The sequence below is a fragment of the Streptomyces sp. WAC 06738 genome, from assembly GCF_003945505.1.
Lineage (GTDB): Bacteria > Actinomycetota > Actinomycetes > Streptomycetales > Streptomycetaceae > Streptomyces.
This window is the reverse complement of record NZ_CP029618.1, coordinates 5313575-5328936: the sequence shown is the minus strand read 5'-3', so window position 1 is coordinate 5328936 and position 15362 is coordinate 5313575. Positions and strand designations below refer to the sequence as shown.

13 protein-coding genes and 1 pseudogene are annotated in these 15362 nt (G+C 69.8%); 6 read left to right on the top strand and 8 right to left on the bottom strand.

What is annotated here, in order from left to right:
• Positions 1 to 1273 precede the first annotated feature (1273 nt).
• The gene (locus DMB38_RS37080) at positions 1274 to 3316 is read right to left on the bottom strand and encodes a polymorphic toxin type 43 domain-containing protein (protein ID WP_240662435.1); all 2043 of its coding nucleotides are present in this window, start codon (positions 3314 to 3316) and stop codon (positions 1274 to 1276) included.
• Between the two features lie 46 nt (positions 3317 to 3362).
• Between DMB38_RS37080 and DMB38_RS23665 the strand changes: the two are divergent.
• A pseudogene (locus DMB38_RS23665) lies at positions 3363 to 3602 on the top strand (transposase); the annotation flags it as partial.
• A gap of 172 nt (positions 3603 to 3774) precedes the next feature.
• Here DMB38_RS23665 and DMB38_RS23660 read toward each other — a convergent pair.
• Together DMB38_RS23660 and ychF are read right to left on the bottom strand one after the other, a co-directional pair.
• Positions 3775 to 4077: a peptidase inhibitor family I36 protein gene (locus DMB38_RS23660; protein WP_164716085.1), complete on the bottom strand. Its 303-nt coding sequence runs from the start codon at positions 4075 to 4077 to the stop codon at positions 3775 to 3777.
• 863 nt (positions 4078 to 4940) lie between these two features.
• Positions 4941 to 6029, bottom strand: coding sequence for a redox-regulated ATPase YchF (gene ychF, locus DMB38_RS23655; RefSeq protein ID WP_125936849.1), 1089 nt, complete (start codon positions 6027 to 6029; stop codon positions 4941 to 4943).
• A 398-nt stretch (positions 6030 to 6427) separates the two neighbouring features.
• Here ychF and DMB38_RS36235 point away from each other — a divergent pair, with 398 nt between their 5' ends.
• Positions 6428 to 6919 (top strand): DUF6542 domain-containing protein, encoded by a 492-nt coding sequence (locus DMB38_RS36235; RefSeq protein ID WP_164715893.1) that lies wholly within the window; start codon positions 6428 to 6430, stop codon positions 6917 to 6919.
• Here the strand turns inward: DMB38_RS36235 and DMB38_RS23645 are convergent.
• Positions 6840 to 7841 (bottom strand): 4-hydroxy-3-methylbut-2-enyl diphosphate reductase, encoded by a 1002-nt coding sequence (locus tag DMB38_RS23645; RefSeq protein ID WP_125936848.1) that lies wholly within the window; start codon positions 7839 to 7841, stop codon positions 6840 to 6842. The genes DMB38_RS36235 and DMB38_RS23645 overlap by 80 nt on opposite strands.
• A gap of 106 nt (positions 7842 to 7947) precedes the next feature.
• Between DMB38_RS23645 and xseA the strand changes: the two genes are divergently transcribed.
• Together xseA and DMB38_RS23635 are read left to right on the top strand one after the other, a co-directional pair.
• The gene (gene xseA, locus DMB38_RS23640; protein WP_125936847.1) at positions 7948 to 9159 is read left to right on the top strand and encodes an exodeoxyribonuclease VII large subunit; all 1212 of its coding nucleotides are present in this window, start codon (positions 7948 to 7950) and stop codon (positions 9157 to 9159) included.
• Positions 9160 to 9180: 21 nt separating this feature from the next.
• Entirely contained in the window at positions 9181 to 9477 is a 297-nt protein-coding gene (locus DMB38_RS23635) for an exodeoxyribonuclease VII small subunit (protein ID WP_125936846.1), read from the top strand.
• A 128-nt stretch (positions 9478 to 9605) separates the two neighbouring features.
• Here the strand turns inward: DMB38_RS23635 and DMB38_RS23630 are convergent, their stop codons facing one another.
• Positions 9606 to 10133 (bottom strand): DUF4245 domain-containing protein, encoded by a 528-nt coding sequence (locus DMB38_RS23630; RefSeq protein WP_240662434.1) that lies wholly within the window; start codon positions 10131 to 10133, stop codon positions 9606 to 9608.
• 182 nt (positions 10134 to 10315) lie between these two features.
• Between DMB38_RS23630 and glpX the strand changes: the two genes are divergently transcribed.
• The gene (glpX, locus tag DMB38_RS23625; RefSeq protein ID WP_125936845.1) at positions 10316 to 11362 is read left to right on the top strand and encodes a class II fructose-bisphosphatase; all 1047 of its coding nucleotides are present in this window, start codon (positions 10316 to 10318) and stop codon (positions 11360 to 11362) included.
• 82 nt (positions 11363 to 11444) lie between these two features.
• On the opposite strand, the gene DMB38_RS23620 is transcribed toward glpX, so the two are convergent.
• A complete protein-coding gene (locus DMB38_RS23620; RefSeq protein WP_125936844.1) occupies positions 11445 to 11810 on the bottom strand; it encodes a WhiB family transcriptional regulator in 366 nt (121 codons plus the stop codon).
• Positions 11811 to 12021: 211 nt separating this feature from the next.
• Positions 12022 to 12711: a DUF1707 domain-containing protein gene (locus DMB38_RS23615; RefSeq protein WP_125936843.1), complete on the bottom strand. Its 690-nt coding sequence runs from the start codon at positions 12709 to 12711 to the stop codon at positions 12022 to 12024.
• A 139-nt stretch (positions 12712 to 12850) separates the two neighbouring features.
• On the opposite strand from DMB38_RS23615, the gene DMB38_RS23610 reads away from it, so the two are divergent.
• Positions 12851 to 14560 (top strand): fumarate hydratase, encoded by a 1710-nt coding sequence (locus DMB38_RS23610; RefSeq protein WP_125936842.1) that lies wholly within the window; start codon positions 12851 to 12853, stop codon positions 14558 to 14560.
• An 83-nt stretch (positions 14561 to 14643) separates the two neighbouring features.
• Here the strand turns inward: DMB38_RS23610 and DMB38_RS23605 are convergent, their stop codons facing one another.
• Complete coding sequence (locus DMB38_RS23605) at positions 14644 to 15333, bottom strand: hypothetical protein (protein ID WP_125936841.1); 690 nt, start codon at positions 15331 to 15333, stop codon at positions 14644 to 14646.
• Between the last annotated feature and the right edge of the window lie 29 nt (positions 15334 to 15362).

The window sequence follows — 15362 nt, the reverse complement described above, 5'->3', positions numbered from 1 at the left end:
GGCACTGCGTCGTGACCTAGACGTTGAAGCGGAACACCGAGCGTGCAGTTTTGACCTGCATCAACACCGCAGGGCCGAGCGGGATCCAGCCAGCATCCAGCCACCGGAAACCATGCCCTGTTCAGTCTGGCTCCATGGGCAAGAGTCCACCTATATGTCCGCCCAATAGGGCGTTCTGCCGTCACTCGGCTCGTTCTCGCGTCCGTCCGCTCGGCGCGGACACACCGCGCCGCCGGTCGTGCGGCGCAGCCACCCAGTACCGAATCCCGCCACCAGCTCAAAAGGCGTGCCTCCCGGCCAGGGCGGGAAATCGGACGGTCTCGCCAACTACTTGATGCCGTTGTCGACGAGGTAGCGCGCCCGGTCAATCTCCTGCTTTTGGCAGTAGCCCTCCGTCCACCCGCCTCGACATCCAGTCATCCGGAACCGGCAGTAGATCCCGCACCAAGCCCAGACGGCATCGCTGACGTCGGGGTCCGCACCGAGGGCGCGTTCCCGAACCTGTGTGGGCTCGACACTCGCTTCCTTACCGCCACTGCGTTCATGCCGTGGTCGCGGCGTCTGGACTGGTACGGCGGGTAGTTGTTGGCCTCGGTGTCCAGAGCGGCGCACCGCCAGGGTGGAGATCAGAGTCCTGTCCAGCAGGTCGACGCTTCTCGTCGGCGGCTCCACGGTTTCGACCAGAGTGGGGGCAAGCCCGGCGACGGCGTCGATTCTCGATTAACCACTCAGCTCAGAGGTCTTCACTAGACGTCTTGCAATATGTCGAGTCCGTTGATTTGCCCATCTGGCGCTGGACAACTCTCGAAGCAGCTTCAATTGTTCCTGTGAGACACCCCTACCCGACATCCAGTGGACTGCTCGTTCTGCCCAGTGACTGCTTCGGCTTCTGATTGCCACCGTTAGCACATTCTCGACGGGAACCAGATTCTGAACATTTTCGGGCGACAGCCCGAACCGTGCGGCAGCATCGTCCAACTTCGCTCGGACTGTTTTCTCGTCCGAATCCAATATCGTCACCCAAGAAGAGGGCAAGGTCTCCGCCGAAGATTGGACTTCACCGTCGAGTCTTCCCAGCGTCCACACCCCTTTCCGATCGAACCCCAACCAAATCCCCGTCGTGCTTATCTGCACCAGTGGCAGCCACGCAACGGCTCCGGCGTGATCCGGGTAGGAAGAAACGATCCAACAACTATCTGGAACGGCCGAGAGTTCGACCAGCAGATCACGTACTGTCATCGCACCCACCATTCCCTCGGGGACGTCACTTTGTCTACCAATACATGCTCGAGGTGTGATTCACGGTTATCCCGTGTCGACCCATGAAGTCTTGGAATGCCTTCCTGCCTGAGTCATTCCAGTTCATGCCATAGTGCCCCGACCACTCATTGGTCTGCAACTCCCCATTAGGACCCCGACGTAGGCGGCCGCCGACCATCGTTGACTTATCGGCACCAACCGCGCTCCCTAGGAAATCATGGCCACCTACACCTTGATGTGCTCCCGTTGCAAATCGCCCCGTGGTCGGGTCGAAGATGAAATCCCTCTCACCCTTCGGACTAAAGCTCTTCACCGCGCCGACAGATTTTACCCGATCGCTCACCTCAAGAATACCCTTGGCCGGACCGCTTCCGTTAATGAGGCAGTTGTGGACGAGGACGGGCGTCTCACCTGCGAGCACATGGTATGTGTGGATGTCGTTGATGGTGAGGTCGTGGGTGCGTTGACGCTTGGTGTAGTGGTGGGTCTGCTGGACTGTGGCGGTGGTGTTGTCGGGGGTGCGGAGGGTGGTGCCTGGGGTGATGTCGCCGGCGTCGACCCATGCGGCATCGTCTTTTGACCAGAAGGGGTGGGTGGTGGTCGCGGTGAGTGTGGTGGTGCCGTCCGGGGTGGTGATGGTGAGGTCGACGAAGTGTTTGTCGTCCTCCGTGGTGATGGTGGCGACGACTTCGCGGACTTCCTGGTCGCCGGTTTCGGGGTCGGTGACGACTACCTTGTCGCCTATCTCGACGTCGTCGATGTCCTTGTGTGTGCCGTCTGCCGGGAGAACTTTCGTTCCGGGTGTGAAGCTGTGGCAGAACTGGACTGGTTTGCCCTTCGCCGCCTGGGAGATGGCGGCTCCTGCGCCGGCTGCCAGGAGGAAGGGGAAGGCTTCGGCCGACTCCTGCATTGCGCCGTATGCGCCTGCTCCGACCTGGCACCCCTTCGGGTTTTCCAGGCAGTAGGTGGCGGCGATGCGTTTGGCGCCTTCGATGTCTCCGCCCTGCATCAGGTAGCGCCACGCCTCCTGGCATGCGTCCCTGCCCCAGCAGACGTTCGACGACTCCCCGTTCTCGCCGACTTGCGAGAGCCAGTACGAACTGCCGTCGACGTTGTTTCCGTAGTAGCTCCACCACCGAAGGAGGTCTTCTTTGTTGTTGGAGTCCGGGCTGAACGCGCCGATCCAGTCGCTTTGCCAGGTGGTGCCTCCGCCGCTGCTGGACGAGCCACCGCCCCAGTTGCTGCCGGAGGTTCCGCGGGAACTGCTCCTGACCGGTGGATAGACGGGGTAAGAGGGGGCCTGCTTGATGGTGCGTGTCTTCTGGCCGGTGCCCGGGCCGGTGCCGCCGATGGGGCAGCCCACGCCGCAGGCGTCCGCTCGTGACAGGCCGGAGGGGTCGCTGAAGGTGATGGGGCTGCTGCCGGCGTAGGTGTAGCCGTTGAAGGAGCCTGCGGGATCGGTCAGGTCCATGATCGGGTCGACGGAGATGAACCGGCCGGTGTCCGGGTCGTACTCGCGGGCGCCGAGGTGGGTCAGGCCCGTGGAGGTGTCGTTGGTGCCGCCGACGAAGCCCCTGGTGCCGGGCCAGTCGACCGGTTCTTCGCCGCGTGGGGTCCCGAAGGGGGTTTCCCTGCGGCGCTGGAGGTCGAGGCTGTCCGCCTGGATGGCGAGCTGGCCGGTGGCGTGGTGGTCGGCGGGGGTGAACCAGACGGTGCCGTCGTCTTCTTCGACGGCTTGGTGGCCGTCGCCGAGGTCGTGGTAGCGGGTGGCCTGGGGCTTGTCCGCGCCCTTGGGCAGGGTGATGTCGGTGTGGCCGAGGTAGAGGGTGGTCTCGCTGGGGGTGCGGCCGATGAGACGGTTGCCGTCCGCGTCGTAGAGGTATTCGGTGGCCTGCTCGCCGCCGTTGCCATCCGGTTCGGTGACTTTCGCCAGGTGCCCTTCGGCGTCCCAGGCCAGGGTCTGCTTGTCGCCGCCCAGGGTGCGGGCGGTGGTGTTGCCGGCCGGGTCGTAGGAGTAGGTGTTCCTGCTGGTGCCGGTGGGGCCTTCGGCGGTCACCTCGGTGAGGGTGTGCGGCTGGGGTTGCCCAGCGGCCGGATAGCTGATCTGGCTGGAGATCGTCTCCCTCGCGCTCGACCTCCTCGCCTGGATGCCGATGCTCGCGCTGACCGGCGAGGCCCGCCGCTGGGAACCCAAAAAGCTCCGGATTCGGCTGTTCTCCGCCGCCGCGCAGCTCGTGAACACCGGCCGCCGCCGCTGGCTCCGCCTGCCCGCCCGATGGCCCTGGACCGCCGTCATCAACCACGCGATCGTCAGGCTCCACGCCCTGCCGAACCCCGGCTGACCAGCCACATCGACCGTCCCGACAACCCGCACCACCACACCGGTGAAGTGGAACCCGGCGCCCATCCGACGCGAAAGCCGGCCCCTCGACCTGCCCCAGCCCCGAAAAACCGCACCACACATACGCAGAGTTCCCCGTCAGCAAGCTGACGAGGACTCATGAACGATCGAGGCTAACGGATTAAGAATTGGAGGGAGGCCGCCTCGTCGTTGAAACTGATCGGGACGTCGTTGCACTCGTCCACGGCGAAGACCACCGACTCCCCGTGGTAGGTGGCGTCCTTGTACAGAATGACCGGGTAGTTGGCGAAGTTGCACACGGAACCGGTCACGTCGTTGAAGCCGTAGTCGCCCAGCCAGTCGATCTTCTGGGTGGTCATGAGGATGCGGGCGGGCGCCCTCTCGTTGAGGGTGAAGTTCTCGTAGAGACAGACCCTTCCGCCCCGGCACGCGTTCGCGCCCTCTCCGAAGATCACTTCCACACTTTGGGGTGCGGCGTGCGCCGGGACCGCAGGCGATACCAACGCCGCGGTCAGCACCGCCGCTGCCGCACCGGAACCAAGCCTCATGGGTGACTCCACAGTCGACGAGGAACACTGTCGACCGGTTTATCGGCTTCGCAGGCGGGAGCCGAAACCCAAACCACCCGGCAGGAGGGCGCTGGAGGCACCGGCAGCCCGCAGGGGACGCCCTAACCTCGACACCAAGATCGCGTTACACATCCATTACACAAACGCGCGGGAACTCCCGGGAAACCGCAGGTAGAGACGTAATGCATCTTGGCGTGGAAAACGGCCCTGATCCAGGTAAACACCCAGTTCAGGGCCGTGAAGGCGGACGAGTCGGTCTGTACGCCGGGATCAGTCCATGTCGTGACCGACCGGTGAGCAGTTGAGTTCCCCGCGGTCAGCGCTGGGGCTTCAGAGGGGCAAGGTGGACTCGATGGTGATCCGTGCGCCCGGTGACCAGGGCCTACGACCGTTCCCATCTGTGTCGTGCCCTGCCGAGGATTCGAGGGGGAACGGGCCGCCGAGCGGCCCGCCCGGCGGCCCACGGGGGTGGCGACGGTGCCATTCACACACGCGTGGTCCCAGGGGTGCGTTCCCTCGGTTGCTCGGCCGACGCGGGCGTACATCCCGTCCGCGCGGCCCGCTGTTCGGCGTTCTCCAGCCAAAATCCAGCCAGCGTGCGGAGAACGACAGATGACGACAGGTGACGAGCCGTCAGGCCATCCAGCCAAAATCCAGCCACGGTACGCGAGCGGGTGTGACCCGAATTCGGGTCACATTCGTCTGACCTGGTGGTTTGCTAATTCACCGGGTTCGCGGTATCGCGGGGCCTAAACATTGAAGCGGAATTCCACTACGTCGCCGTCGCGCATCACGTAGTCCTTGCCCTCCATGCGGGCCTTGCCCGCCGCGCGGGCCTCCGGGACCGAGCCTGTCGTGACCAGGTCGTCGAAGGAGATGACCTCCGCCTTGATGAAGCCCTTCTGGAAGTCCGTGTGGATCACGCCCGCCGCCTCCGGGGCCGTGGCGCCCTTCTTGATGGTCCAGGCGCGGGCCTCCTTCGGGCCTGCGGTGAGGTAGGTCTGGAGGCCCAGGGTGGTGAAGCCGACGCGGGCCAGGGTGACCAGGCCCGGTTCTTCCTGGCCTACGGACTGGAGGAGTTCCAGGGCGTCGGACTCGTCGAGTTCGGCGAGTTCGGATTCGAGCTTGGCGTTGAGGAAGATGGCCTCGGCCGGGGCGACCAGGGCGCGCTGTTCGTCCTTGAAGGCGTCGTCGGTCAGTTCGTCCTCGTCGACGTTGAAGACGTAGAGGAACGGCTTCGCCGTCAGCAGGTGCAGGTCGTGGAGGAGTTCGGCGCGCTCCGTGCCCTGGGCGATGCCCGCGGCGAAGAGGGTCTGGCCCGTGTCGAGGATGGTCTTGGCCTCCTCGATGGCGGTGAGCTTGGGGGCCAGGTCCTTCTTGATGCGGGATTCCTTCTGGAGCCGCGGGAGGACCTTCTCGATGGTCTGGAGGTCGGCGAGGATCAGCTCGGTGTTGATGGTCTCGATGTCGTTCTTCGGCGAGACCTTGCCGTCGACGTGGACCACGTTCTCGTCCCGGAAGGCGCGGATGACCTGGCAGATCGCGTCGGACTCGCGGATGTTCGCCAGGAACTTGTTGCCCAGGCCCTCGCCCTCGCTCGCGCCGCGCACGATGCCGGCGATGTCGACGAAGTCGACCGTCGCCGGGAGGATGCGCTGGGAGTCGAAGATGCCCGCCAGGGTGGTGAGGCGGGGGTCGGGGACGCCGACGACGCCGACGTTGGGCTCGATGGTGGCGAACGGGTAGTTGGCCGCCAGCACCTCGTTCTTGGTCAGGGCGTTGAAGAGGGTCGACTTGCCGACATTCGGCAGGCCGACGATTCCGATCGTGAGCGACACGTGAACGACTTCCTACGAGGTACGGGGACGGGGGCGCGGCAGGGCCCGGTGTGATTCTACGGGTGGTGTCGCGGGCCCCGTGTGTGCGTCCTGTGGGACTCCGGCACTCCGAATGAGCGCATTCTGTGCCCCTCCCCGGGTTTCACCTGCCGCGGGGCCTAACGTGGAGCGATGCAGCATCACCGTACGAATACGGATCCTGACGGAGAGCGACGGCAGGCTCACGTCCCGCGACCGGCCCGCGAGCCCGACCCCGCCGGGGGTCCCGGGCCGGAGGAGAGCGCCGTCGTGTACCGGGCCGCGGCGCGGCGGCCCGTGCCGCCCGTGCTGCGGACGCTGCTGCGGCCCGCGGGGCCGCGGCTGACGGCGGCCGGCGGGGGTTGCTGGCGGCGTCGGTGATGCTGGGCACGGGGGCGTTCGTGCAGGTGGTGATGGGGACCGCGCCGGTGTTCTTCGGGGTGGTGTTCCTGGTGCTGTCCGTGTCCTGCGCGCTGTGGATCCGGCCCGCGGACGTCATCGCCGCCCCGATCGCGATGCCGATCGCCTTCGCCGCCGGGACGCTGGCCGTCGGCGAGGGCTCGGGCGGGATCTCCGCGCACGTGATGGCGGCCGGTACGACCCTGGCCCTGGAGGCGCCGTGGCTCTACGGGGGCACGCTGCTCGCCGCCGTCGTCGCGCTGCTGCGGCACTTCGCCATGCTCGCCGTCCGGCGCAGCCCCGGCGGCGGCGGGGAGCCGCAGGTCCGGCCGTCCTCGGGGGCGCGCCGGCGGGCGAAGCCTCAGCGGCGGGCCCCGGACCAGGCCGCGCCCGTCAGTCCGCCGCGCCGCCGCCCAGCGCAGCCGCCTCGGCGCGCAGGTCGCGGCGGAGCTCCTTCGGCAGGGAGAAGGTGATCCGCTCGTCCACCGGCTGGACGAGGTCCACGTCCACGTAGCCCCGCTCGGCGAGCCACTCCAGCACGCCGTCGACCAGGACCTCCGGCACCGACGCACCCGACGTCACGCCCACGGTCGCCACGCCGTCGAGCCACGCCTCGTCGATCTCCTCGGCCCCGTCGACCAGATACGACGCCTTGGCGCCGGCGTCGACGGCGACCTCGACCAGCCGCAGCGAGTTCGACGAGTTCTGCGAGCCGACGACGATGACGAGGTCCGACTCCGCACCCACCTGCTTCACCGCGACCTGGCGGTTCTGCGTGGCGTAGCAGATGTCGTCGCTCGGCGGGTCCAGCAGGTTCGGGAAGCGGCCCTTGAGCCGGTCGACCGTCTCCATCGTCTCGTCCACCGACAGCGTGGTCTGCGACAGCCAGACGACCTTGTCGGGGTCGCGCACCTCGATCTGGTCGGCACCCTCGGGCCCGTCGACGAGCTGGATGTGCTCCGGCGCCTCGCCGGACGTGCCGATGACCTCCTCGTGGCCCTCGTGGCCGATGAGCAGGATGTCGAAGTCGTCCTTGGCGAACCGGACGGCCTCCTTGTGCACCTTGGTGACGAGCGGGCAGGTGGCGTCGATCGTGGCGAGCCGGCCTTCCTTCGCCTCGTCGTGGACGGTGGGGGCGACGCCATGCGCGGAGAAGATCACGATGTTGCCCGGCGGCACCTCGGCCGTCTCCTCGACGAAGATCGCGCCCTTGCGCTCCAGCGTCTTGACGACGTACTTGTTGTGCACGATCTCGTGCCGTACGTACACCGGAGCGCCGTACTGTTCAAGGGCCTGCTCGACCGCGATCACCGCCCGGTCCACCCCGGCGCAGTAGCCCCGGGGTGCGGCGAGAAGGACGCGGCGGGCGGGCTGCGGCGTGCTCGAAGCAGTCATACGGCCATCGTACGGAACACAGCCGCCCCGATTCGAGGGTGCACGACCTGCGACCCTCTCCGCCGGAGCCGCCCGGCTGTCGTACCCCGCCGTTAGGCTCGGGCGCATGGCGGTGAACACGGCCGAGACGCCCATGCCCGTCGGGGTCGTCTCGCGGAAGATCGGCGGCTGGATCGACCGGCTCGGCTCGCTGTGGGTGGAGGGGCAGATCACCCAGTTGTCGCGGCGGCCGGGTGCGGGCGTGGTCTTCATGACGCTGCGCGACCCGGCGCAGGAGGTCTCCCTGACGGTGACGTGCTTCCGCGACGTGTTCGACAAAGTGGCCGACGTCATACAGGAAGGCGCGCGGGTCGTCGTCTTCGCCAGGCCGGTCTGGTACGCGCCGAGCGGCCAGCTCTCGCTGCGCGCCGCCGAGATCCGCCCGGTGGGCGTCGGCGAACTGCTCGTGCGGCTGGAGCGGTTGAAGAAGGCGCTGGCCGCCGAGGGGCTCTTCGCGCCGGAGCGCAAGAAGCCGCTGCCGTTCCTGCCGCGCCGCATCGGGCTGGTGACGGGACGGGCGTCGGCGGCGGAGCGGGACGTGCTGGAGACGGCGCGGCACCGGTGGCCGGCGGTGCGGTTCGAGGTGCGGCCGGTGGCGGTGCAGGGGGTCCACGCGGTGCCCCAGATCGTCAAGGCGGTGCAGGAGCTGGACGGTCTGCCGGAGGTGGACGTCATCATCGTCGCGCGGGGCGGCGGCAGCGTGGAGGACCTGCTGCCGTTCTCGGACGAGCAGCTCGTACGGGCCGTGGCCGCGTGCCGTACGCCGGTGGTCTCGGCCATCGGCCACGAGCCGGACAACCCCCTGCTGGACTACGTGGCGGATCTCCGCTCCCGTACGCCCACGCACGCCGCGAAGGACGCCGTGCCGGACGTGGGCGAGGAGCGCGTGCGGATAGAGCAGCTCCGGCTGCGCGCGCTGCGTGTGCTGACGGGGGTGCTGGACCGCGAGGAGCGCGGGCTGGCGGCGTGGCTGAGCCGGCCCGCGATGGCCGAGCCGTACGCGATCGTGGACGAGCGCGCGGAGGTCGTGGACGCGGTGCTCGCGCGCGGCCGGCGCACGCTGGCGCATCTGCTGGACCGCGCCGACTCCGAGTTGGAGCACACCCGCGCGCGGGTCGTCGCCCTCTCCCCCGCCTCCACACTGAAGCGCGGCTATGCGGTGCTCCAGCGGCAGGACGGCGCGGCGGTGCGCGCGGCGGACGAGGTGAGCGCGGGCGAGGAGTTGCGCGCCCGGGTCGCCGACGGGGAGTTCGGTGTCACCGTCGGCCCGGTGTCGTAGGCGGGTCCTAAGGTGGGGGCCATGGCAGAGACGAAGGACCGGGGGACTCTCGGCTACGAGCAGGCGCGGGACGAGCTGATGGAGGTCGTGCGCCGGCTGGAGTCCGGCGGTTCGACCCTGGAGGAGTCCCTGGCGCTGTGGGAGCGCGGGGAGGAGCTGGCGCAGATCTGCCGGCAGTGGCTGGACGGTGCCCGCGAGCGGCTCGACGCGGCGCTCGCGGAGTCGGAGGACGAGGCCGAGGACGAGGCCGAGGGGGACGCGGAAGCAGGGGACGAAGGGGCCGGAGAAGAGCAGGCCGCCGCCGACCGTACGGGCTGAGGCGTCCCGGCCCCGCACTCGATCCCGAGCCGGCCCGCCCGCGCCCCCTCCGTACGCCGTACGGTCCCCGGGGGGGCTCCCCTTCCGCACGGCAGGTGTCTACGGTGCTCCGCGGGTCCGGAGTCGGCTCACTTCTCCTTCAGCGCCGCCGCCATCCGCTCCATCTGCTGCACGCTCCCCGTGCCCGTGACCACGGTCGTCACCCCGTCGCCCTTGTGCACCAGCGCGTCGTACGTCCTGCCCCGGTACTGCGCCCACTCCTCGCCCGCCACCTGCCGGGTCTCGCCCGTCGGCCGCGCGTCGTGGGTGACCTTGCGGATGAAGCGGTCGGGCTTCTCGCTCCCCTGCTCCACCGCCACGTACTCGTCGTCGGGCGTGACGAAGCCCAGGTGCCACGTCGTGCCGTGGTCGCCGGTCCCGCGGTACGTCACCGAGTTGGCCCGCCAGTCGTCCGGCAGCCCCACCGGCGCGACGACCGGGAACGGCGCGGCGCGGCGGGCCTGGCCCAGCTCCTGGCTGTAGGAGACGGCCTCCATCTCGTTGCCGTCGCCCTCGCGCGGGAGGACGCCCCAGTAGACGACCAACGACACCCCGCAGGTGACCGTCAGCGCGCCCACCAGATTGCGCACCGTCCGCATACTGTTCCTGTCTGCCACCCCTCCATCGTCCCTCATCTGCGGAGCGGTCCCTTCCCCGGGGTGCGGGCGGGCGGCGGACCGCGGCGGAGCCGAACCGCTCATCCGAGGGGCAGTGTGCTCATAATGGCGATAAACGGATAGGCTCAGAGTTCCCCCTCACGCCCCTCCCGCCGTCCGACCGAGCCGAAAGGTCCTCACGGATGTCGCAGTCCCATGAGACGCCCCACCACCTCCCCGAGCAACTGGAGGTGGCCCCCGAGGCCCCCGACCGCAACCTCGCCCTGGAGCTCGTCCGGGTCACCGAGGCCGGCGCGATGGCCTCCGGCCGCTGGGTCGGCCGCGGCGACAAGAACGGCGCCGACGGCGCGGCCGTACGCGCCATGCGCACCCTGGTCAGCACCGTCTCGATGAACGGCGTCGTCGTGATCGGCGAGGGTGAGAAGGACCACGCCCCGATGCTCTTCAACGGCGAGCGCGTCGGCGACGGGACAGGGCCCGAGTGCGACGTGGCCGTCGACCCTGTCGACGGCACCACGCTCACCGCCAAGGGCATGGGCAACGCCGTCTCCGTGCTGGCCGTCGCCGAGCGGGGCGGCATGTTCGACCCGTCCGCGGTCTTCTACATGGACAAGCTCGCCACCGGCCCCGAGGCCGCCGAGTACGTCGACATCAACGCTCCCGTCGCCGTCAACATCCGCCGCGTCGCCAAGGCCAAGGGCGGCACCACCGGGGACGTCACCGTCTGCGTGCTGGACCGGCCGCGCCACGACGGGCTGGTGCAGGAGGTCCGCGAGGCCGGGGCGCGGATCAAGTTCATCTCCGACGGCGACGTCGCCGGCGCCATCATGACCGCCCGCGACGGCACCGGCGTCGATCTGCTGCTGGGCGTCGGCGGCACGCCGGAGGCCGTCATCGCGGCCTGCGCGATGAAGTGCCTCGGCGGCACGTTCCAGGGCCGGCTGTGGCCGCGGGACGACGCGGAGCGGCAGCGGGCGCTCGACGCCGGGCACGACCTGGACCGTACGCTCCTCATCGACGACCTGGTGAGCGGCGAGAACGTGTTCTTCGTGGCCACCGGGATCACGGACGGCGAGCTGCTGCGCGGCGTGCGCTACCGCGCGGACCGGGCGTTCACGCAGTCACTGGTGATGCGGTCGAAGAGCGGCACGATCCGGCAGATCGAGTCGGAGCACCGGCTGTCGAAGCTGCGCGCGTACAGCTCGGTCGACTTCGACCGGGCCCAGTAGCAGGCGCGGGCGGGCGGCGGGCGGCGGGCGCGTACGGCCGGCACCCGCCCGGCAGAACCGTTTGTCCTGACCCCTGGGCCGCTCAGCCCGCCTGCGCTATCCCGCGCGGTGCGGTCAGCTTCTCCGCCGTCTCCCGCCGCCTGCGCCGCGCCTGTACGACCCGTCGCTCCGCCGCCGTGAGGCCACCCCACACGCCGTACGGCTCGGGCAGCAGCAGCGCGTGCTCACGGCACTCGACCATCACGGGACAGCGCGCGCAGACCCGCTTCGCGGCGGCCTCGCGCGACAGCCGGTCGGCGGTGGGCTCCTTCGACGGAGCAAAGAACAGCGCGGCCTCGTCCCGCCGGCACACCGCCTCCGAGTGCCAGGGATCCCCCTCTTCCCGCCGTCCGGAGCGCTGGATCGGCACCCGGGCTTCCTGCAGGGACTGCTGGTGGGACTGCAGCACGGTCCACTCCTGACGACGGCGATGGCGGATCAGGGACAAAGCTGTCTCGTAGGGCGTACGACCGTTCGCACCTGCAGCCGTACGGAGGAGACGATGCACGTGCTCTACCCGCTGTGCGCGCGCTTATGCGCCGAGTGGCCACCCGGGATGGCGGTGCTCCCCGGGGGTCCGCGGGGGCAGTTGGGGGCGGCGGGAACGCGGTGGAACGGGGTCAGTGACCGAGGCCGTGCTTGCGCATCCGGTCCGTCAGGTTCTTCAGGAACTTGCCCTTTTTGCCCTTTGCGTCCACCCCGCCGAAGAGCGCGAACCCGGTGACGACCACCACCGGCGCACGCGGGTCGTCCGCCTCCTGCGCGTGCACGTCGAAGCCGCCGAAGATGGCCGTGCCGGAGCCGCGCAGCGACACGTTGGCCGGGACCTTGATGTCGACGCCGCCGAAGATGGCGGTCGCGTTGATGACGATCTCCTGCTGGTGGAAGACGGCCTCGGTCAGGTCGATGTCGACGCCCCCGAAGAGCGCGAACGCCGACGTCCTGCGCCCCACGCTCCAGCGCCCCTTGCGCGTCGAGCCGCTGAAGATCGCGACGAGGGTCTGCGGCTGGGGCTGCGGGTACGGCGACGGGGGCGGCGGCGCCGCGGGGCCCGGCGCGCGCCGGCCGACCGGCAGGTCGCGGACGAGCGGCTCCAGTTCGCCCACGGTCTTGGCGGTGTAGACGCCGTCGATCCGCTCGGCGTGCTCCTCCGGGTCCAGCCGCCCCTCGGCGAGCGCCTCGCGGAGGATGTCGGCCACCCGGTCGCGGTCCGCGTCGGAGGCGCGCAGCTCCCCCTCCGCGACCGGCTTCTTCGACAGCGACGGCTGGGCGGCGGGCACGGGGGCGTTGTCGCGCGGGGTCTCGTCCACGGCCCCAGCGTAACCAAACGCGATACATCGTGACTAGGGCCCCGGCGGCGGGCGGAGGGGCACCTCGCCACGCCGTGCCCGCGCGGCCGTCCTAACCTGGGGGACGCACAGCCGCCGCCCGCCGACGACAAGGAACGCGATGACAGCCACCGCCCGCCCCGCCAGCCCCGCGTTCCAGTACACGGACCTCCTCCCGCTGGGCGCGGACACCACCGCGTACCGCCTGCTGACGAAGGAGGGCGTACGCACGGTCGAGGCCGGCGGGCGTACGTTCCTGGAAGTCGATCCGGAGGCGCTGCGGCTGCTCGCCGCGGAGGCGATGCACGACATCTCGCACTACCTGCGCCCCGCCCACCTCGCCCAGCTCCGCGCCATCTGCGACGACCCGGAGGCGTCGGCCAACGACAAGTTCGTCGCGCTCGACCTGCTGAAGAACGCCAACATCTCGGCGGCGGGCGTGCTCCCGATGTGCCAGGACACGGGCACGGCGATCGTCATGGGCAAGCGCGGGCAGCAGGTGCTGACCGCCGGCGGGGACGAGGAGGCGCTGTCGCGCGGGGTGTACGACGCGTACACGAAGCTGAACCTGCGCTACTCCCAGATGGCGCCGCTGACCATGTGGGACGAGAAGAACACCGGCAACAACCTGCCGGCGCAGGTGGAGCTCTACGCCACCGACGGGGACGCGTACAAGTTCCTCTTCATGGCCAAGGGCGGCGGCAGCGCCAACAAGTCGTTCCTCTACCAGGAGACGAAGGCGGTGCTCAACGAGGCGTCGATGCTGCGCTTCCTGGAGGAGAAGATCCGCTCGCTGGGCACCGCCGCCTGCCCGCCGTACCACCTCGCGATCGTCGTCGGCGGCACCTCCGCCGAGTACGCGCTGAAGACCGCGAAGTACGCCTCCGCGCACTATCTCGACTCGCTGCCCACCGAGGGCTCCCCCACGGGACACGGCTTCCGCGACACCGGGCTGGAGGCCAAGGTCTTCGAGCTGACCCAGACGCTCGGCATCGGCGCCCAGTTCGGCGGCAAGTACTTCTGCCACGACGTGCGCGTCGTCCGGCTGCCGCGGCACGGTGCGTCCTGCCCGGTGGCCATCGCGGTCTCCTGCTCCGCCGACCGGCAGGCGCTGGCGAAGATCACGGCGGAGGGCGTCTTCCTGGAGCAACTGGAGCACGACCCCGCGCGCTTCCTGCCGGACACCACCGCGGCGGAGCTCACCGCGGGCTCCGCGGGGGCCATGGACGAGGCGGTGCGGATCGACCTCGCCCGGCCCATGGCCGAGGTGCTGGCGGAGCTGACGAAGTACCCGGTCAAGACGCGGCTGTCGCTGACCGGCCCGCTCGTCGTGGCGCGCGACATCGCGCACGCGAAGATCAAGGAGCGGCTGGACGCGGGCGAGGAGATGCCGCAGTACCTGAAGGACCACCCCGTGTACTACGCGGGGCCCGCCAAGACCCCCGAGGGCTACGCCTCCGGGTCCTTCGGGCCGACGACGGCGGGGCGGATGGACGCGTACGTCGAGCAGTTCCAGGCCGCGGGCGGGTCGATGGTGATGCTGGCCAAGGGGAACCGCTCCCGGCAGGTCACCGACGCCTGCGCCGCGCACGGCGGCTTCTACCTGGGCTCGATCGGCGGTCCCGCGGCGCGGCTGGCGCAGGACTGCATCAAGAAGGTCGAGGTCCTGGAGTACGAGGAGCTGGGCATGGAGGCGGTCTGGAAGATCGAGGTGGAGGACTTCCCGGCGTTCATCGTGGTGGACGACAAGGGGAACGACTTCTTCACCGATCCGGGCCCGGTCAAGCCGTTCGTGACGAGCATCCCGGTGCGGGGCGCGGCGCAGCCGTAGCCGGCGCGTACGGGCGGGGAGGGCGGCCGGGGTGCGCCGGGCGCCCCTCGCGGGCGTACGAGCCGGGCGGTACGCCGGCGCCCTCAGCCGCGCCGCGCGGCCGCCGCCCGGCGCCGTAGCGCGAACACCAGGCCCCCGCCGCCCAGCAGCAGCGCACCCGCGCCCAGCCCGTACGCCACGGCGCTGTCGGACTCGGCGGCGGCCCGCGGCTCGGCGTCGCGGTCGCCGCCGCGGCCGTCGTCCCGGGCCGCCGCCGGCGCGTCGGTCAGCTTGTCGATGTCCGGCGCGCACACCACCGCGGCCTCCGTGCCCTTCTCGTACGCGCACGCCGTCGCCGCCAGCTCCCCCGCCGTCGGCGCGCCGTCCGCGATCCGCGTGCGCGCCGTGAACTTCGCGTGCTTGTGCCCCTTCAGGTCCGCCGTCCAGGTCACCTCGCGGCCGCCCCGCACCTTGCCGCCCGGGCCCGGCTCGACCAGGTCCATGCCGTCAGGCAGCGTCTGCCGGACCACCAGGCCCTCGATCGGCCCGTCCTGGAGGCTGGAGACGCGGATCGTGTACGTGGCCTCCTGACCCGGGCCCGAGGTCTTGCGCGCGTTGTCGATGGCGATCTTCATCGCCGGTCCCGTCACCCCCTGCACGTCCTTCCCCTTGTCGTCCCCGTCGTCGTACGGGGCTGCGCCCGCCGGCTGCGCGGCGGCGGCGAGCAGGGCGCAGGCGAGCGCGGCGGCGCGTGCTCCGCTGCGGAAACGGCGGGTGCGAAGGCTGGTCGTCACGTCACTCCTCGGGCCGAACCTGGCGGTTG

Bases quoted from the DNA above. Each gene is read 5' to 3' on its own strand.
- DMB38_RS23635 (WP_125936846.1), top strand. From the start codon at position 9,181: ATGGCAGAGACGAAGGACCGGGGGACTCTCGGCTACGAGCAGGCGCGG.
- glpX (WP_125936845.1), top strand. From the start codon at position 10,316: ATGTCGCAGTCCCATGAGACGCCCCACCACCTCCCCGAGCAACTGGAG.
- DMB38_RS23645 (WP_125936848.1), bottom strand. From the start codon at position 7,841: ATGACTGCTTCGAGCACGCCGCAGCCCGCCCGCCGCGTCCTTCTCGCC.
- xseA (WP_125936847.1), top strand. From the start codon at position 7,948: ATGGCGGTGAACACGGCCGAGACGCCCATGCCCGTCGGGGTCGTCTCG.
- DMB38_RS23610 (WP_125936842.1), top strand. From the start codon at position 12,851: ATGACAGCCACCGCCCGCCCCGCCAGCCCCGCGTTCCAGTACACGGAC.
- DMB38_RS36235 (WP_164715893.1), top strand. From the start codon at position 6,428: ATGCTGGGCACGGGGGCGTTCGTGCAGGTGGTGATGGGGACCGCGCCG.